Annotated in this window: 12 protein-coding genes; 9 read left to right on the top strand and 3 right to left on the bottom strand. The window is 61.8% G+C overall.

Annotation, left to right across the window (positions count from 1 at the left end):
• The first annotated feature begins 25 nt into the window (after positions 1-25).
• Entirely contained in the window at positions 26-1,315 is a 1,290-nt protein-coding gene (locus ACYP01_RS15135) for a PucR family transcriptional regulator (protein ID WP_054187007.1), read from the top strand.
• A gap of 91 nt (positions 1,316-1,406) precedes the next feature.
• Here ACYP01_RS15135 and ACYP01_RS15130 read toward each other — a convergent pair whose 3' ends face one another.
• On the bottom strand, positions 1,407-2,714 hold the full coding sequence (locus tag ACYP01_RS15130) for an HNH endonuclease signature motif containing protein (protein WP_459680865.1): 1,308 nt from the start codon (positions 2,712-2,714) through the stop codon (positions 1,407-1,409).
• Between the two features lie 116 nt (positions 2,715-2,830).
• Here ACYP01_RS15130 and ACYP01_RS15125 point away from each other — a divergent pair, with 116 nt between their 5' ends.
• The 7 genes from ACYP01_RS15125 (at position 2,831) to ACYP01_RS15095 (ending at position 14,322) form a co-directional block, all read left to right on the top strand.
• Positions 2,831-4,138: an SWIM zinc finger family protein gene (locus tag ACYP01_RS15125; RefSeq protein ID WP_459680861.1), complete on the top strand. Its 1,308-nt coding sequence runs from the start codon at positions 2,831-2,833 to the stop codon at positions 4,136-4,138.
• Complete coding sequence (locus tag ACYP01_RS15120; protein ID WP_459680858.1) at positions 4,135-5,619, top strand: DUF5691 domain-containing protein; 1,485 nt, start codon at positions 4,135-4,137, stop codon at positions 5,617-5,619. Before ACYP01_RS15125 ends, ACYP01_RS15120 begins: the two co-directional genes overlap by 4 nt.
• A gap of 59 nt (positions 5,620-5,678) precedes the next feature.
• Complete coding sequence (locus ACYP01_RS15115; RefSeq protein WP_050656937.1) at positions 5,679-6,749, top strand: ATP-binding protein; 1,071 nt, start codon at positions 5,679-5,681, stop codon at positions 6,747-6,749.
• Positions 6,746-8,932, top strand: coding sequence for a DUF5682 family protein (locus tag ACYP01_RS15110; RefSeq protein ID WP_459680855.1), 2,187 nt, complete (start codon positions 6,746-6,748; stop codon positions 8,930-8,932). The genes ACYP01_RS15115 and ACYP01_RS15110 overlap by 4 nt, the downstream gene beginning before the upstream one ends.
• Positions 8,929-10,092 (top strand): VWA domain-containing protein, encoded by a 1,164-nt coding sequence (locus ACYP01_RS15105; RefSeq protein ID WP_047269390.1) that lies wholly within the window; start codon positions 8,929-8,931, stop codon positions 10,090-10,092. Before ACYP01_RS15110 ends, ACYP01_RS15105 begins: the two co-directional genes overlap by 4 nt.
• Positions 10,093-10,134: 42 nt before the next feature.
• Positions 10,135-11,757 (top strand): MFS transporter, encoded by a 1,623-nt coding sequence (locus tag ACYP01_RS15100; protein ID WP_030536082.1) that lies wholly within the window; start codon positions 10,135-10,137, stop codon positions 11,755-11,757.
• Between the two features lie 237 nt (positions 11,758-11,994).
• The gene (locus ACYP01_RS15095; RefSeq protein ID WP_459680851.1) at positions 11,995-14,322 is read left to right on the top strand and encodes a putative bifunctional diguanylate cyclase/phosphodiesterase; all 2,328 of its coding nucleotides are present in this window, start codon (positions 11,995-11,997) and stop codon (positions 14,320-14,322) included.
• A 1-nt stretch (position 14,323) separates the two neighbouring features.
• Here ACYP01_RS15095 and ACYP01_RS15090 read toward each other — a convergent pair whose 3' ends face one another.
• Together ACYP01_RS15090 and ACYP01_RS15085 are read right to left on the bottom strand one after the other, a co-directional pair.
• The gene (locus tag ACYP01_RS15090) at positions 14,324-15,448 is read right to left on the bottom strand and encodes a GGDEF domain-containing protein (RefSeq protein ID WP_064113656.1); all 1,125 of its coding nucleotides are present in this window, start codon (positions 15,446-15,448) and stop codon (positions 14,324-14,326) included.
• A 121-nt stretch (positions 15,449-15,569) separates the two neighbouring features.
• Positions 15,570-17,009, bottom strand: coding sequence for an amino acid permease (locus tag ACYP01_RS15085; RefSeq protein WP_054187531.1), 1,440 nt, complete (start codon positions 17,007-17,009; stop codon positions 15,570-15,572).
• Positions 17,010-17,181: 172 nt separating this feature from the next.
• On the opposite strand from ACYP01_RS15085, the gene ACYP01_RS15080 reads away from it, so the two are divergent.
• The gene (locus ACYP01_RS15080; RefSeq protein ID WP_459680848.1) at positions 17,182-18,720 is read left to right on the top strand and encodes a PucR family transcriptional regulator; all 1,539 of its coding nucleotides are present in this window, start codon (positions 17,182-17,184) and stop codon (positions 18,718-18,720) included.
• Positions 18,721-18,767 lie beyond the last annotated feature (47 nt).

Below are 18,767 nucleotides of genomic sequence, written 5' to 3'. Positions count from 1 at the left end.
GCACAAGGAGCGAGGCGCCGGTGCGATGCGGCGCCTCGCCCGAGTGCCTGCAGCCGCGGAGCCGGAAGTGCTTGCGGTGGTTGCCGAGTTGGCACGACGACTCGACGAGCGCAGCGCCGACATCGCGCGTGAGATGGCCTTCATGATGGCTCACGAAATCGACCAATTGGATGCAGACGCCAAATTGCTCGAAATGCTCGAGGCCAGCGTGCAGGGAAACATCACGACGATCATCCACGTATTGGCCAACGACATTCCGATCGATCATCTCCAACCCACCACTGCTGCAGTGGAATACGCTCTGCGTCTGGCGCAGCGGGATGTCCCGTCCAACTCCCTTGTCCGGGCCTATCACATGGGCCAAGGCGATCTGATGCGGATCTGTCACGACGAGATCAGCACACTGGATATTCCGGCGCGACTCACTTTGGCTGTCCTGAAACACACTTCGGACGTGGTCTACAGCTACATCGACTGGATCACGCTCTACGTCTTCGACGCGTACGAGCGGGAACGCAGTCGATGGATGGCAGCGCAGGGAAACCTCCATTCGGCCGCAATCCACGCCCTCCTGTCCGGCGCCAACGCAGATACCGCTGCTTTCGAAGCGGAGACCGGGTACCGCCTCGGTCAGAACCACGTCGCCCTGGTGGTCTGGTCGACGTGGGATGCCGACGTCATGGGCATCAATACGCTGGACCGACTCGTACGTGATCTCGGCGCAGCGGCGGGAGCGGACAAGCCGCCGATCATCACCGCCATCGATCGGCGCACGGTGTGGGCGTGGCTGCCGTTCGGTCGCCGGGTGCCTGCGCCGGATCCGGAGGTTCTCGCGGCGGCAGTGCCGTTGGACGGCGGGGCGCGGGTGGCAATCGGACTGCCGGGGTCAGGGGTCGACGGTTTCAAACGGTCCCACGAACAGGCAACCGCCGCCTATTCGGTTGCTGCCGTCCCGGATACACCGCAGCGACCTGTGGTGAGCTTCGGAGACCGCGGCGTCGCTGTGGTTTCACTTCTGTCCGAGAACATCGATTCGACGAAGTCATGGGTCTGGGAGGTGCTTGGCCCGTTGGCGGAAGATACGCCCTCTGCTGCATCCTTGCGGACGACGTTGAGTGTGTACTTTGCACATGGTGAAAGTCATCTGCACACTGCCAATCACATGAATCTGCACCGGAATACGGTGAAGTATCGCATCAACAAGGCGCTCGGCGATCCAGTTGCTGCCGGCCGAGACAAGTTGGATCTTGCTCTGGCCCTGCAGGTTTGTGAGTTGTTGGGCAGATCGGTCTTGCGCCCGGCCAAATCGTCGTGAGTCGTGGATGCGACACGGCCTGTGGGCTCCGTATCGGGGTTTGATGTCCGATGCGGAGCCTGGCCGTGTTCTGTTGTGCCTGAGGTTCTTCTCAGGTTTTGAAGGTGGTGTTCGCCGGCCTGGGTTGCTGTCCGGGGTCGATCGAGGGTGGCGGGATGAACCAGGGTTTGTTGTCGACTCCTATTCGGATTTCCCATTTCCCGACGAACCCGGATTTTCGGTGCATCAATCGATGATGTGAACGGCACAGCAGGACCAGGTTGTTCATCACCGTCGGGCCACCGTTCGCCCAGTGCTTAATGTGGTGCGCATCGGTCCAGGCGGGTACGCACGTGCAGCCGGGGAAGGCGCAGCCCTTGTCTCGGGCGATCAACGCGACGCGTTGTTCGGCGGTGACCAACCTCTTTCCTGGTTTCGCATCGAGCGGTGCGCCGTGATCGTCGAGCAGAACGGTGGAGAGGAAACAGTCACACCCGAGGAGCCTGGTCTGCGATACGGACAGCGGCCCCAGCCACGGCATGTGCCCGACATCAAGATCGGCCAGGTCCAGAGAGTCGTCATCACCCGAATCCGAAGACTGTGCGGCACAATCCCGATGCTCCGCCAGATCGCGGGCGTTGATGTGCACGTTCACATGCGGACGCTGCCCACCATCGGTACCGGTTTTCGCGCAGTCCAGATACCGGCGGATCAGTTCGGTGAACCCGTCCGCGGTGCGTTTCGCCGCCGACCGGGCATCGGGGGTTCCATCGGGTGCTGGGGTCGGCATTGTCAGATTCGACAACGCGGAGAGCAGCATTTCGCCGGTGAGGGCGTCGAAATCGCCGCGCACCACCACCCGACCGTTCAATGTCGAGGCGATCCGCAACTCGTTCCGGTCGACATCTTCGGCGGGCGGAATTTCATCGGATTCGAACAACCGCTCCAAGGTCGCGATCACGTTCCGCACTTTCGTCGTCGCCTCCACCCCCGACGCAGCTGCGAGCAACAGGTCGATGCACTTCGGTAGTGCTTCCTCCGGCATGCCTTTCGGTGGTGATTCACAGAACGAGACGATCAACACGGCATGCTCGAAGGAGCAATCCCCGTCATCGAAGCCTGCCGCCACCGCAGGAAACGGCCGCAAAGCTGCACCCAGCGCGGCGATCTTCTTCCCGTCCCGAACCTGCAGCATGGTGTTGGCCGCCAACCACGCACCCACTCCGCGGCTGGCAATCACCTGATCATCCGGGCGCAACGAGAGTTCGTCGACCACAGCCACTCGAACTGCTTCCAGGCGCAGAATCTCCGCACTCGCCTCGACAGCAGCAGCACGCAACTCGGCAGCAGACAACTGCCACAACCGTCCGCGTAACCCCACCGCAGAACCCGACACCACGTCCGACAACAAGACAGTCATTGAATCCCCCGATCCCCTCCCCGAATCATATTCGAATATGTGTTCGAGTCAAGGGGTAATTCACCAACGAATCGGCCTGGCTCTGTGATGTCAGCGGGTTGTCATACTGTGGTCGAGTGACTTCGCCGTGGACAGCTGGGCAGGTGGCGTCGGTAGCTCCCGACGCCGCATCGCTAGCCGCTGCGCGCAAGTTGGCTGGTTCGTGGAGCCATGCCGGCAACAGGGGTCTCGCGCTCTGGGGGCTGTGTCAGGGCAGCGGCTCGAAGCCGTATCAAGCAGTGGTCGACCTGAGGGGCCCTGCATACAAGTGCTCGTGCCCCAGTCGAAAGTTTCCGTGCAAACATGCTCTGGGGCTGCTGGTGGAATGGTCGGAAGGGCGTGTGCCGTCGGCGGACGAGCCCGCCGACTTCGCGGCAGAGTGGTTGTTGCGCCGCGAGGAGAAGGCCGAGACCCGCGGCGAAAGGGCTGAGACCGGCGACGAGGCTCCCAAGAGGGCTCCCGACCCGGCGACAGCGCAGAAGCGCGCCGACCGCGTTGCGAGCGGTCTCGTCGAATTGGACCTGTGGATCACCGATCAGATTCGCAGTGGTCTGGCAGCGATGGACACATCCTGGGCGGGCTTCGACGCAGTAGCTGCTCGAATGGTGGATGCTCAGGCGCCTGGTGTCGCAGGCACACTTCGAGCCTTGGCGGGCACCGTTGCGTCTACCGAGAACTGGCCCGAGAAAGTCCTCGACGAGTTGGCTCGGTTGCACCTGCTGGTTGCTGCGCATCAGAAGCTGTCCGAGTTGCCGGAAGATCTTGCCTATTCGGTGAAAGCACACGTCGGCTATCCGGTCTCAACCGAAAGTGTGATGGAATCGATTCCGGTGAAAGAGAACTGGATGATTCTCGGTTCCGGGATCACCGAGGAGAAGCGACTGTTCACCCGAACGGTGTGGATGCTCGGCAGGAATTCGAAGCAGTGGGCCATGCTGCTCGACTTCTCCCACGGGTCGGCCAATTTTGCCACCGAAACGCCGCCAGTCGGGATTCTGCTCAACGCCGATGTTCATTTCTATCCCGGTGCCGCGGCATTGCGGGCGCGGATAGGGGTCACGCACGGAGAACCGGAGCCCTTCACAACCATGCCGTTCGGAAGCATCGACACTGCGTTGCAGCAGTTTACCGATGCCCTCGCCGCGGATCCATGGTTGCGCTCGTGGCCGGCAGTGATCAGTTCGGTGGTCCCGTCGTTCGTCGACGGATCATGGTTTGTCGTCGACGAATCGGGCACAGCGCTTCGGGCAGAGGGTGATTCGGATCTTCTGTGGAAGTTGCTCGGCATTTCCGGCGGTTACCCGGTCACAGTCTGCGGAACGTGGAACGCGCTGGCTCTTACTCCGATCTCGGTTTTCACGGGAGGGCAGGTGATCGTGCTGTGAGTACATTGATCTCAGCGGCGCTCCTTGGGACAGCCAGAACAGCAACAACATTCGAGGAGCTGCCGGCTGAAGTGCGTGGCTACGCTCGCGAACTCGACGGCGATCCTGCCGAGATGCTTCTCGCAGGAGCAGCGTTGGAGAGGGCGTACCGCCGTGGCGGTGCGGGCTCCACCACGGCGGCGGTGCCGACACCTGCGCCAGACGATGTTCGATTCACGCTGCCGGAATCCTCATCGGCGCATCTGCTGTCGATGCTCGCGGCCAAGGCGACCTTGCTCGACGAATGGTTCGCAGTCGCGTTGGAGCACAATTACCGTGCGCCTGATCATCTGGTCGCCGAGTTGCTTTCTTTTGCACGTGCAAGTGAAGCTCACAGGGAGAGCATCCTGCAGATTGTCGGCGAGCGTGGTCGATGGCTTGCCGCGCAAAACCCCGAGTGGAGCAAACTCGTCCGAACCAGGGATGCCAACCCGGACGTGTGGCGTCACGGAAGTTCGTCGCAGCGCACACAGTGGCTGATAGACACTCGTCGAACAGATCCCGCGCTGGCGCTGGCCGAACTCCGAATGTCCTGGGGCACCGAGCGGGGCGAACAGAAGGCTGCCTTCGTCGCGGCGCTGGCAAACGGACTGAGTGCGGATGATCAACCATTGTTGGAGGAAGCCCTCGACGACCGTCGCAAGGACGTGCGACGCGCGGCAGTGGAAGTACTCGGACAACTCCCCGAATCGGAGTTCGGGGAGAGAATGGCTGCTCGGGTTCGGAAATGGGTGCGGGTGGAACGGAAACTCGTTCGGTCCACGCTCGTCATCGTCCCGCCTGAGGAAGTCGATTCAGCGGCGAGGCGAGACGGCATCGAAGACCGGCCGAATCCACACACCGACTATCGTGCCGAGTATGCGCGTCAGGCGATCGGTTCTGCGCCGTTGTCTCTGTGGAACAACATGATCGGTGGACCAGGCAAGGTCTTGGGGATGAGCGTTGACGAAAGCTGGGAGCCGATCCTTCACGACGCGTGGTCCACCGCCGCAGTCGCGCAGAACAATACGGAATGGGCGCTGGAACTCTTTCGTATGCGCGGCACCGCCACCGATCGACGCGTGCTCCCGTTGGTGCCGGCCAAGGCGCTGGCTGATCTGTTGAGGTCCGGAAACGGCGACGCCAACGTTCTGCACCCGGGCCGGGCAGCGATCTACGACGCTCTGCGAGGTCCATGGCCCGAGGACATCACCCGGGCAGTGGTAGCCCAGTGGGAACGAGTTGCGGCCAGACGTGCCGACGGAGGCGCCAAGGCCGGCGAATTCTCACGCTACAAGTACGTCGCATCGCTGCGCCTGGCCGAGACTCGATTTCCTTACAGCGCAGTAACTTTGCTGGAGCGTGCGGCGGAGCGTGCTCGTGACCCCGACTGGCGGCAAACCTTCGCCAGAACTGCCAGTGCCATCACCCACCGCAAGACTCTGCTCGAGGAGCTCAAGTGACTGACAGCGTAACCGTGCCCACCACGGAACCGGAAAAGCTCGCGCAACCGGCAAAGCTGATGCGGCCCCACGCAGAGCAGGAGTACGCGCTCGAACTCGAAGCACTGGCCGCGCAGGATGCTCGTCCGCGTCCACCGTCGTGGAACTTGTCGCCCTGGGCCGTCGTGACGTATCTGTTGGGTGGCACTCTCGACGACGGAACCGTCATTTCGCCGAAGTACGTCGGTCCACGGAGGTTGATGGAAGTGGCCGTCGCAACTCTTGCCACCGACCGGGCGCTACTGCTGTTGGGGGTTCCCGGTACGGCCAAGACCTGGGTCTCCGAACACCTTTCGGCCGCAATCTCGGGTGCGTCGACGCTCCTGGTTCAAGGCACGTCGGGTACGCCCGAGGAAGCTATCCGCTACGGCTGGAACTACGCACGTCTTCTCTCCGAGGGGCCGACCGCCGGTGCACTGGTGCCTTCTCCCGTGATGACGGCGATGGAAACCGGGAAGATCGCCCGCGTCGAAGAGTTGACGCGTATTCCGGCCGACGTGCAGGACGCCCTCATCACCATTCTCTCCGAGAAGACGTTGCCGGTGCCGGAGCTGGGCATCGAGGTGCAGGCAGCCAAGGGCTTCAACCTGATCGCTACCGCCAACGATCGCGATCGCGGTGTCAACGACCTGTCGTCCGCACTGCGTCGACGGTTCAATACCGTAGTCCTCCCTTTGCCGGCCAGCGAGGAAGACGAGGTGGCCATCGTGGCACGTCGAGTCGAACAGCTGGGCGCAGCACTGGAATTGCCGACAACCCCCGCAGCAGCCGAGGAAATTCGCCGGGTCGTCACCGTGTTCCGGGAACTGCGATCAGGCACGACCACCGACGGCCGCACCAAGTTGAAGTCCCCGTCCGGAACTCTGTCGACGGCGGAGGCGATCTCGGTGGTCACCAACGGTTTGGCGTTGTCTGCGCATTTCGGGGACGGCGTACTGCGGGCATCCGACGTCGCTGCCGGAATCCTGGGTTCGGTGATCAAGGATCCGGTCGCAGACAAGGTGGTGTGGAACGAGTACCTCGAGGCAGTAGTGCGTGAACGCGGCGAGTGGTCCGACTTCTACCGGGCGTGCCGCGAGGTCACCGGGTGACCATCGTGATTCCGGACCTGCGTGTCCGGGTCTTCGGTATCCGTCACCACGGCCCGGGATCTGCTCGTTCGGTTCGGCAGGGTCTGGAAGAGTTCTCGCCTGACGTCGTCCTGATCGAAGGGCCTTCGGACGCAGACCCGTTGGTGATGCTGGCGGCGTCGGATTCGATGGAGCCACCGATTGCGTTGCTCGCGTACGCCACTGGCGAGCCGTCGAAGGCGGCCTTCTGGCCGTTTGCGGTGTTCTCACCCGAATGGCAAGCGCTGCAGTGGGCTGCGAAGAACGGTGTGCAGGCACGGTTCTGCGATCTGCCCGCCTTCAACGTGTTGGCGGATCAGGGGATTCGTACTGTCCGCGAGGGCGATCCTCTGTCGGAACTGGCCGCGGCCGCGGGTTTCGACGACACCGAACGCTGGTGGGATTCGGTGATCGAATCGAGCTCGGGCGCAGATTCTTTCGATGCGATCGCCGAGGCGATGGAGGCGCTGCGTGAGACAGTGCCGATCGACGAGGAGACAGCGCATCGCGAAGCGTATATGCGTCAGGTGCTGCGAAAGACGTTGAAAGATGGCGCTGAGCGGGTAGCGGTCGTCTGCGGAGCCTGGCACGCGCCGGCGTTGGTCGGAGCCTTGGGGCCGGCGGCACCCGATGCTCGCATCCTCAAAGGAATGTCCAAGGTCAAGACCTCGCTGACGTGGGTTCCCTGGACTCACTCACGTCTGGCATCGGCATCGGGTTACGGCGCCGGAATCACCTCGCCGGGCTGGTATCACCACCTGTTCACCGCGAACGACAAGACGATCACGCGGTGGCTCACCAAAGTTGCGCGGGTGCTCAGGGACGAGGACCTTCCGATCTCGAGTGCTCACGTCATCGAAGCTGTCCGGTTGGCAGATACGTTGGCGGCACTGCGTTCTCGACCCTTGGCGGGATTGTCGGAGGTCACCGAGGCAACGAGGTCGGTGATGTGCGACGGGAACGACGTTCTTCTGGATCTGATCACGCGAAGATTGGTTGTGGGCGAAGCGCTGGGCGCGGTGCCCGAAGAAACTCCGACGGTTCCGCTCGAAGCAGACCTGCGAGCACGTTCAAAGACTTTGCGGCTCAAACAACAAGCGGGAGCCAAGAATCTCGATCTGGACCTGCGACGCGACATCGACGTCGAGCGTTCCCAGTTCCTGCACCGACTGGGGATCCTCGAGATCGATTGGGGGACCCCGGCCGACAGTGAGGTCCGTTCCACCGGAACGTTCCGGGAGACTTGGGCGCTGCAATGGAAGCCCGAATTCTCGGTCTCGGTGATCGAGGCGTCGCTGTGGGGCACGACGGTGGCTGCAGCGGCAACATCACGTGTCGTCTCGAAGATCAACGAGCCGGACATCTCTCTCGCGTCACTGATCGGACTACTGGAGAACTCGCTCCTGGCGAACCTGCCGGCAGCGTTGTCCGCTGTGCTGGAAAGTGTGAAAACGGTTGCGGCACTAGATCATGACGTGTCGCACCTGATGGCGGCGCTGCCCACGCTGACGCGAACGCTGCGGTACGGCGATGTGCGCGGAACCGACGTGTCGGCATTGGTCGACGTCGCCGACAGCCTGTTGATCCGCATTTGCACCGGCCTCGCAGTCGCCGTCACGGGCCTGGACGATCCCAGTGCCGAGGAGTTTCGCGAACACCTCGACAAGGTTCACTCGGCAGTCATGGTTCGTGACGATCGCGATGCGAGCGCACGGTGGCTGCAGGCCATGGCCGGCGTGATCGACCGTGACGACGTCAACGGATTACTCGTCGGCCGGATGGTGCGGCTACTGCGCGACAGCGGTTCGATCACGGAAACCGCTGCAGCCCAGCGCTTGTCTCGGGCCCTGTCCGTGGGAAGCACGCCGACCGCCAAAGCCGGGTGGGTCGACGGGTTTCTCGGTGGAGGAGGGCTTGTGCTCGTTCACGATCGAGCGTTGCTCACGCTGATCGACACGTGGGTTCGCCAACTTCGTGAGCAGGACTTCATCGACACGCTTCCACTGCTTCGACGTACGTTCGGAGCGTTCGAGGCGGGGGAGCGTCGAGCGATCGGTCAGGCGGTCAGAGGTGGACGACGCGTCGAAACGACAGTGGAGACCGATGCTCGACGCGGCAGAGCGGCAATGGCGGTCGTTGCGGACATCTTGGGGGTGGGCGCATGAGCGACGACGATCAGCGCCTTCGACGCTGGAGACTGATGCTCGGGGAATCCGCCGAAGAATCGACGGGTGGGCTGGGCCAACCGGGCGAGCGTCGAATGGATGCAGCTCTTGCCGCACTCTACGATTCGTCCGGCCCGACCAAGGGGCGACGCCGCTCAGCCGGATTGGGGGCGTCGGCTCCGTCCGTCGCCAGATGGCTCGGCGATATCCGGACGTACTTTCCCAGCACGGTGGTGCAGGTGATGCAGAAGGACGCGATCGACCGACTGGGTTTGGCGCAGTTGCTGCTCGAACCGGAACTGCTCGATGCCGTCGAGCCCGATGTGCATCTGGTCGGGACGCTGCTGAGCCTCAACCAGGTCATGCCGGAGGCCAGCAAGGCAACTGCTCGAATGGTCGTCGGCAAGGTGGTTCGGGAAGTCGAAGAGCGAATCGCGCAGAAAACGAAGGCCGCGGTGACCGGGGCTCTCAATCGTTCGGCCAGAACGTCGAATCCGAAGTTGCGTGACATCGACTGGGACCGAACCATCCGAGCAAATCTGTCGCACTACCTTCCGGAGTATCGAACCGTCGTCCCCGAGCGGCTCGTCGGATACGGCCGCAAGTCGAAATCCGTGCAGCGCGACGTAGTCCTGGCGATCGACCAATCGGGTTCGATGGCGTCCAGCGTCGTCTACGCATCCGTGTTCGGCGCGGTGTTGGCGTCGATGCAGGCGCTGAAGACTTCGCTCGTGGTTTTCGACACTGCCGTCGTCGACCTGACGGACAAACTGTCCGACCCAGTCGACGTCCTTTTCGGGACCCAACTTGGTGGGGGCACGGACATCAACCGCGCAATCGCGTACAGCCAGTCACTGATCTCGCGTCCTGCCGAGTCGATGTTCGTTCTGATCTCGGACCTCTACGAGGGCGGTATTCGCAACGAGATGTTGCGCCGGATGGCCGCCATGAAGAACTCCGGCGTTCAAGTCGTGGTTCTACTGGCACTCTCGGACGACGGGGCACCGTCGTTCGATCACGACAATGCAGCGTCGCTGAGTGCCCTCGGGATTCCCGCGTTTGCGTGCACGCCGGACAAGTTTCCGGAACTGCTGGCGGTGGCTCTGGAACGCGGGGACGTGTCGGCTTGGGCGGATCAGCTCAGCCTCGAACAGCACTGACCGGTCTGCTTCGAGAACCTGAACACCGGGTACACCCGCACGATGGGTGACGGACAGGTTGCTGGTTCGACGACGCAGGCGGGTTCAGGATTGGTTCTCACGGTGTTGGCATCCAGCCAATTCCTGATGACCTTGGACAGTTCGGTCATGAATGTTTCGATGGCAACCGTCGCCGAGGACGTCGGCACGAGCATCACCGGCATTCAAACCGCGATCACGCTGTACACCCTGGTCATGGCGACTCTGATGATCACGGGCAGCAAGCTGGGGTCGATGATGGGTCGTCGCCGGGCCTTCGCGCTCGGCTTGATCATCTACGGCGCAGGTTCTCTGACAACGGCGCTCGCTCCCAATCTTGCGGTCCTGCTGATCGGATGGTCGTTCCTCGAAGGCGTCGGTGCGGCACTCATCATGCCCGCGATCGTCGCGCTCGTCGCCACCAACTTTCCGGCGCAGAAGCGCCCGGCTGCCTACGGTCTGGTCGCTGCCGCCGGCGCGATGGCCGTGGCGGTCGGGCCGCTGATCGGCGGCGCCGCGACGACATTTGCGTCATGGCGTTACGTGTTCGTCGGCGAAGTCGTGATCGTTGTCCTGATCTTGCTGGTGCTGAGCAAGGTGGTCGACGTCCCACCGTCGAAGTCGCGCCTCGACTACGTCGGATCGATCTTGTCCGTGGTGGGACTGGGCATGATCGTCTTCGGTGTACTGCGCTCGAGCGAGTGGGGTTGGGTGCAGGCCAAACCCGACGGACCGCAGTTGGTCGGGCTTTCCCCGGTGGTGTGGCTGCTGATCGCCGGGCTCCTGGTCGTGTACGGATTCCTGCGCTGGGAGGGACGCCTGGCCGCTGCGGGGAAGGAGCCGTTGCTTGATCCGGCGATGCTGCGAAACCGCGAGCTCAGTGGCGGGCTGTCGATGTTCTTCGCGCAGTTTCTGGTGCAGGCGGGCGTGTTCTTCGCGGTTCCTTTGTTCTTGTCCGTAGTTCTGGAACTCAGCGCTCTCGAGACCGGAATTCGCATCCTGCCGTTGTCGGCGGCGCTCGTCGTGGCGGCGATCGGTATTCCGAAGCTACGGCCTACCGCGAACCCGCGACGCGTGGTCCGAGTCGGATTGTTGGTCATGGTCGTCGGCATTCTGATGCTCGTTGCAGGCATGGACCCCGGCGCCAATGCGGCGATCGTGATGATTCCCATGCTGTTCATGGGTTTCGGCTTGGGGTGCCTGTCTTCGCAGCTCGGAGCCGTCACGGTGTCCTCGGTCCCGGACGAGCGCAGCACCGAGGTCGGCGGGTTGCAGAACACCGCCACCAACCTCGGCGCTTCCTTGGGAACTGCCCTGATCGGATCGGTTCTCATTGCCACTCTCACGACGTCGGCGATCGCCGGAATCGAAGACAATCCGGCGGTTCCGACATCGGTGCAGCAGCAAGCGAGCACCGACATGGCCTCGGGCGTGCCGTTCCTGTCGACGACGCAACTCCGATCCGCTCTCGATGACGCCGGCGTCGCCGAGTCCACGGCGGATGCGATCGTGGACGTGAACGAAGAAGCCAGGCTGGACGCGTTGCGTGTCGCTTTTGCCGTGGCAGCGCTGCTCGCAATCGCCGCGTTGTTCCCGACCGCTCGAATCCCCCGCGTCGCGGTCGGCGACAAACGTGGTTCGAGCTAAGAATCAGCAATCGCGGATCGACCTGGACGATCGACGGAACGACCTCTGGATATAGTGATCTGCGCACAATCGATTCGTCAGATGGCTACCGTTGTGAAGGAAACAAGCAGCGAGTCTGAAACACTGACGTTTCACCGGATAAGGGTTCGGTGGGGAGCTGGGGGAGGTTCGGATGGCCAGGCGAGCGGATTCGACGCCCGCTGATGGCGCCTGCGCAGATGTCGGGATGCCTCGCTGATGAGCCGTCCGAGTCGATTGGGCAGGCAAGATCCTGCTTCGGAGGCCGACTGCAACAGCCTGTTTCGCCGTCAGATAGACGAAGCTGCAGCCGTCGCGCCGTTCGCCAATCTTGCGTACATGGCGAGTTTGGTCGTGATTCTGACCTACACCGTCCCGCCCGGACGTCAGACGCTCAGGTGGTTGGGTGGCGCCCTCATCTTTCTCGTCCTCGCGAATTCGATCCGAGTATGGATTCCCCTTCGCTGGCGGCCGTCGAAGCACACCCCGCGCTACGACTACGTGGGTCTGCTCGTCGAAGTGATCGTGGTCGCGACCCTCGACGTCACACTTTTCGCTCTGCTCTTTCACGACATGGACGTCTTCCGCGACTTGGTTCTGATCGCGACGATGGCCGGGATCATGGGCGCCGGGACCGTGACGTTCTCGAGTCTGAGATCGGTGAGCCTGACCTGGATCTACATTCACGGCCTCGGCGTCTTCACTGTTCTCGTCGTCCACGCCGAACCCCACTTTCGCATACTTGCGATTCAGTTGTGCATCTACATGTTTGCGCTCACCGTAGGGGCGGTCTATCTGTCGGCCTCTTTCCAGAGACGTTGTCTCGCAGAGTTTCAGGCGGAATCAGAGCGTCAGACTGTGGCGTTGTTGCTCGACGGTTTCGAGGGCGGTTCCCGCGACTGGCTGTGGGAGTGCGACACCAACGGCCGGTTCTCCCACACCTCGGCACGTCTCGCCGAGGTCGCAGGTATGACGGTGGACGAGTTGCAGAAACTCACCTTCGGACAACTCCTCACCAGACTCCAGATCGCATCGAGTCCGGAGGGGCGTGCGGCCGCGGCCCAGATGATCGACAAACTCGAATCGAGTGCTCCCTTCCGGGACACTGTCGTGCCGGTGCATGTCGACGGTAGGCGACGCTGGTGGTCTCTTTCCGGCAATCCACGGGTCCTCGAATCCGGCGTGATTCTGGGTTGGCGCGGTGTCGGTTCCGACATCACGGAGAGGTATGTCCACGAGCAGGAGATCCTTCGCCTTGCGGCCACCGACTCGTTGACCGGGTTACCGAACCGTCGTGCGTTCGGAGTGGCGCTCGAGGAAGCGATCGATTCCCGCGTGCCGGAGAAGCAGGTTCTCGTCGGGATTCTCGACCTCGACAACTTCAAATCGGTGAACGACACCCTTGGCCATCCGATCGGGGACCAATTACTTCTCGAAGTCACGAAACGCCTTCGCGACGTGATCGGTTCGGACATGTGCTCGCGGATGGGCGGTGACGAATTCGGGCTGATCGTCTGCACCTCTTCGCGCGACGATCCCGGTGTGATCTTCGATCGGTACCTGGAAGTGCTGCACGAACCATTCTTTGTCGAAGGCAATCGGATCGAAGTGCGGGCCACGATCGGTTACTCGAGCGCGCCCGAGGATTCGACGGACGCCGACGGATTGGTGATGCTGGCGGATCTGGCTCTGTACGAGGCGAAGTCGACGGGACGCAATCGAGTGGGCAAGTTCTCACCGCTGCTGCGGGCGAGGGCATCGGCGCGGGCGACGGCGTTGCACGAGCTGGACAGAGGGATCGAGGAAGGGCAGTTCGAACTCCATTACCAGCCTCAGGTCGACACTCAGACCGGTGAAGTGGTGGCCTTCGAGGCTCTTCTTCGGTGGAACCATCCCAGCCGCGGCCTCATCGGGCCCAGCCAGTTCATCTCGGTGGCGGAGGAAACCGGAATGATCATTCCCCTCGGCGCGCAGGCAATGGCGATGGCGACCGCCGCTGCTGCGGGGTGGCCGACCGGAATTGGCGTCTCGGTCAATGTTTCACCAGTGCAGTTGGTGTCGCGAGAGTTCGGTGCGATGGTGAAGAAAGCGCTGACGGATTCGGGCTTGCCTCCGCAACTGCTGCAGCTCGAAATCACCGAGACAGGTGTTGTGGACGATCGCGCGATCCGGGATCTCTACAAGCTGCGTGAGCTCGGGGTTACCGTCGCACTCGACGATTTCGGCACCGGCTATTCGTCCTTCGCCACGCTCCAGAGACTTCCAATCGACGTTCTCAAGATCGATCGAATGCTGGTCACCGACTCGGACGATCCGAAGATGTCCGTGGTGAAGTCCATTGTCGAATTGGCCGCGGCCCTCGGTATGAAATCGTTGGCCGAGGGCGTGGAGACCATCGAGCAGTTCCGCCGCGTCCAGTGGGTCGGGTGTGACCTGGTCCAGGGTTACCACATCAGCAAGGCTCTGACCGCTGAGCGCGTCGATGTGTATCTTGCCGCGACGGACACGGAAACTGGGCGCAGCGTCCACCCACTTACGTGGCTGTGAATCAGATCTGAGCCGAGCGGATCGTATTACCGCCTGCCGCTTTCGCTTGATACATCATCGAATCCGCGACATTTGTCGCCGCCAGGATTGCGGAAGCACCGCCGCTCCACGCCTTCGATTCGGCGGTCATCATCACCGCTCCGACGCTCACCGTTGTGGGGATCGCGTCGGAACAATCCGACAGCGCCGCGTTTATCCCTTCGATCAACAGGGTTGTCGATTCGGGATTGCCGGCGATGACGGCCAGGTATTCTTCCCCGCCGGTTCGAGCGATGACTCCGCGTTCGCCGAGATGTGTGCTCAATCGGTTCGCGGTTCTCCTGATGACATGATCGCCTTCGGCATGACCGTGAAGATCATTCACCGTTTTGAATTTGTCGATATCGACGACGATGAAGGCGAGAGATGAAGAATCGTCTCGGGCGCTCTCGAAGAGATCGCCGACTGCCCCTTCCAGTCCCCGACGGTTGAACAGTCCAGTGAGGGGATCCCGGTCCGAATACTGGGCATCGCGGTAGAGAGTGCGCCAAGTCAGGTGCGCAAAAATGGGAACGAGTGTGACAGCTCCGAAAAGAACGGTGCCGCGGGCCAGAAGCGTCGTGATATCGACGTCGCCTTCCAGATATGCAAGAACGAAAACGGTAGTCGTGACGGTCGTCGACCAAACGACATGAGCGACAAGCCACTTTGCGCTGACAAAAAGCGTCGCAAAGGTTCCGGTGACCGCGAAGACGATGCAACCGAACGTCCCGGACGAGCGATCCGGCACCAGGAGGACGGCAGCCGCGATCCCGAGATCTGCGAATATTCCGAATGCAAGCAACCCCCGGCGTCCGGGAAACGGTTGTGTGAACCAGCATGCGGCGATTCCCACACACGTACAGATCATGAAAATCGAAAGAGCTTTGCCGGGGGTGGTCGGCGGCGTATCCGGACCGATCAATTTGTAGAAAGCGGACAGTCCGAAGATGATCGTCATCATTCCGAGCAAGGTTCGGAAGATCGGAATGATTGCCCGGCCGGACCTCTGGTGCTTTATCCACTCGTAGTCGTGTGGTTCGTTGAACCATTCGTGAAGTGTTCGCCAAGAACTGTGCCCCTCGGAGGCGATGACAGGGCTCGGCATGCTGTCCATTTTGCCTTGAATTTAGGTAAAGAGAAAATCTATGTTCGACCGCTTCCATCGGATCGGCTCTTTTCGGGGAAGAGGTTCAATTATCGAGTCGAGTGCTTACTCGATGCTTGTTTCAAGCCTTCTTCGAACTGCTGTGTGCGTTGTTCGAGCCGGTCGCGAACGATACGACTTTTCGCGTACGAGACTTTCTCACGCCGTAAGCGGCGAGGATGACCCCCAGCGCGACCAGGCTTTGGACGAATTCCGCGCGCGTGGGTTCGTTGAGCCCCATTCCCACCAGGATCACGAGAATCAGACCAGTGACCACTATCGGCAGGCCGGGATACAACCAGACACGGAATTTCAGAATCTCGGGGCTTTCGCGTTCCCATCGGCGTCGGAGGCGTAGTTCGGATACACAGATCAGGATGTAAACGAACAAGCAGATCGCGCCCGACGAATTCACGAGGAACAAGAAAATCGTATCCGGCCAGATGTAGCCGGCCGCGATACAGAAGTACCCGGCCACGGTGCAGGCGAGTACGCCCTTCACCGGCACGCCGCGGCTGTTGGTCCGTGTCATCCAGGCCGGCGCGTCGTTGTAGACGGAGAGTGCGAAGAGCATCCGCGACGCCGTGTACAGGCCGGAATTGAGGCAGGACAGCACCGCGACCAGAACCACGAGATTGAGAATGTCGGCGGCGCCGGGAATTCCGAGCAGGTCGAGTGCGGAGATGAACGGAGAATCGCCGACGACGAACGAATCCCACGGCAGCATCGTCACGAGGAGGAAGGTGGCGACAACGAAGAAGGCGAGAATGCGGAAGACGACCGTGTTCGTGGCCCGCCTGATCGCTCCGGCAGGTTCGGCGGATTCCGCTGCGGCGATCGTGACAAGCTCGGCTCCGGTCATGGAGAAGATCACGGCGACAACGCCCACCAGTACGGGGGTGAAGCCGTTCGGCAGAAATCCTCCGTGGCCGGTCAGATTGCTGAAATCGACTTCACTGCCGGGCCAGATGCCGAAGACGAACAGACTGCCGAGCACGATGAAGCCGATGATGACGGCGACCTTGATACCCGCAAACCAGTATTCAGCCTCGCCGAAGTTGCTGACGGAGAGAAGATTGACCCCGGTCATCACCAACAGGAGTACCGCTGACATGAGCCAGAGCGGGACACCATGGATCCACCGGGAGAGCAAGGTTGCTCCGACGACGGATTCGATGCCGACGACGATCACCCAGAAATACCAGTAGAGCCAGCCAGTGGTGAAACCCGCCCAGTCGCCCAACGCCATGCGGGCGTATTCGGTGAACGATCCCGTACACGGCTTGGCCACGGCCATTTCGCCGAGCATGCGCATCACCAGGAACACGATGATCCCGCAGATCGCGCACGTGATGACTGCGCCGGGGCCGGCCTGGTTGATGATTCCGCTCAGACCGACGAAGAAACCGGCGCCGATGACGCCGCCCATGGAAAGCATGGTCAGGTGGCGCTTCTTCAAGCCTGTTTTGAGTGTCGAATGAACGCTGGCGGCTTCGGCTGTTTCGGTGCTGCTGTCGGGCATCTGGGCTCAGCTCCTATTGCATAACGCGATCAGTTCTTTCGGAGAGACGCTAAGCTCATCGTGTGATCCAGAACATGGACTTGATGTACAAATCTGAACTGGAAACTGTCAGTTCTGTCCACTGCCCATTTATCCACTGCCTTTCTGTTCAATGTCTTCGGAGGTTCCGGTAATGCCGATGACTGTCCGGCGCCTGGCGGCCACCACCTCGCTCGGCCTCACGATCGTTGCCGGTCACGACGACGTGGATCTGTCGATCAGCTGGGCGCACGCAATCGAATTGCAGGATCCGACCCGTTGGCTCGCCGGTGGAGAGCTTGTCATGACGACGGGGCTGCATCTACCGCGTTCGGCGACAAAGCAATACGAGTACGTCGAGCGCATCGCGCAGACCGGTGCGGTGGCACTGGCGTTCGACACCGGCACCGTGCACGAGAGGGTGCCGGACGCGATCATCAGGGCCGGCGACGAACTGGGTTTTGCCGTGCTTTCCGTCGCCAAGGAGACGCCGTTCATCGCCATTTCGCGGGCCGTGATCGACGAACTGACCGCCGACCAGATACGAACGGTGCAGGCGGTGGTCGACGCGCAGGAGAAGTTGGCGCGTGCCCTGCTCGACGGGGTGCCGGCTCTGATCACTGCCCTGGGTCGAGCCGTTCACGCAGCCGTCTGTGTTCTCGATCGGGACGGCGCGGTGCTGGCTCTGACGGAAGGTGCGAGTTCGTCTCTGCCCGAACGCATCAGGGAGCGATCAGGTAAGGAGCGCAGCCGGATCGTGGTGGACGACGACGGTCACCTGGCCATTCACCGCCTTGCTGTGAGCGGCACGCTGGCCGTGGCGTCCGAGGCCGCCTTGGATCAGTCCGAGCGATTGTTGGTGGGCCACACGGTGTCGCTGTTGACCATCGAGCTTGCCAAGCCGTTGCGGGTTGTCGATGCCGAACAGCGGCTGAGGTTGGCCGTTACGACGATGGTGCGCCAGGCCGGCGGTGACGTCGACGAAAGTCTGTTGCGGTACTTCGGATTCGAATCCGAAACCACGGTGGTGGCAACTGCCTTGACCGATGTCGGACCTTTGCTTGCGGCCACCGACATCACTTCAGCGGCCCTGGAAGAAGAGTCGGTGCCGTACCTGTTGGCCCCGCTGACTGACGGAACCGGTGTGTGGTTCGTCGTGAAAAGTGAAGTTGCGGAGAAGGTCACACGCAGTGTGTATGCGAGAGTACGGGAGAATTCACGCCGGAGTATCAACGGTGGAATCGGTGGCGTCCGGCCGATTAGCGGTGTTGCGGCCAGTCTGCGCGAGGCCGTCTCTGCTGCCAAAGTGGGGCAGGTCGAAGGACACACACTCGTTCCGTTCTCGGAACTCGGGACTTTCAGTCTCTTGTTGAGTGTGCAGTCGAGCGATGTTCTGCAGTCGATCGCGGCCAGCGGTCTCGGTGTGCTGGAAGGCTACGACGCCGAGAACGGTTCCCGTCTGGTGGACTCGATCGAAGCGTTCCTGCACCACAATGGTCAATGGGAATCCGCTGCAGCGCAATTGGGTGTTCACCGGCACACGCTGCGTAACCGCATGGACAAGGCTGCCGAGTTGATCGGGAGAGATCTCGATTCCGCCCACACCCGGTCCGAGTTGTGGATCGCACTCAAAGCTCGTGAACTGCTGCTGGCGGAATCGAATTCAGATCACGCTCGGCCGCCCCTGAGATAGACGGTGGTGGTGTGAGTGAAGAACTCTCGCGCCGCGTCGCCTTGTTC

This window comes from Rhodococcus sp. no. 34 (assembly GCF_054589475.1).
The sequence above is the reverse complement of the archived record's forward strand: the minus strand, read 5'-3'. Positions and strand labels throughout refer to the sequence as shown.

Coding starts and splice junctions, on each gene's coding strand:
- ACYP01_RS15105 (WP_047269390.1), top strand. CDS start 8,929: ATGAGCGACGACGATCAGCGCCTTCGACGCTGGAGACTGATGCTCGGG.
- ACYP01_RS15090 (WP_064113656.1), bottom strand. CDS start 15,448: ATGCCGAGCCCTGTCATCGCCTCCGAGGGGCACAGTTCTTGGCGAACA.
- ACYP01_RS15115 (WP_050656937.1), top strand. CDS start 5,679: ATGCGGCCCCACGCAGAGCAGGAGTACGCGCTCGAACTCGAAGCACTG.
- ACYP01_RS15085 (WP_054187531.1), bottom strand. CDS start 17,009: ATGCCCGACAGCAGCACCGAAACAGCCGAAGCCGCCAGCGTTCATTCG.
- ACYP01_RS15080 (WP_459680848.1), top strand. CDS start 17,182: ATGCCGATGACTGTCCGGCGCCTGGCGGCCACCACCTCGCTCGGCCTC.
- ACYP01_RS15100 (WP_030536082.1), top strand. CDS start 10,135: ATGGGTGACGGACAGGTTGCTGGTTCGACGACGCAGGCGGGTTCAGGA.
- ACYP01_RS15095 (WP_459680851.1), top strand. CDS start 11,995: ATGAGCCGTCCGAGTCGATTGGGCAGGCAAGATCCTGCTTCGGAGGCC.
- ACYP01_RS15130 (WP_459680865.1), bottom strand. CDS start 2,714: ATGACTGTCTTGTTGTCGGACGTGGTGTCGGGTTCTGCGGTGGGGTTA.
- ACYP01_RS15135 (WP_054187007.1), top strand. CDS start 26: ATGCGGCGCCTCGCCCGAGTGCCTGCAGCCGCGGAGCCGGAAGTGCTT.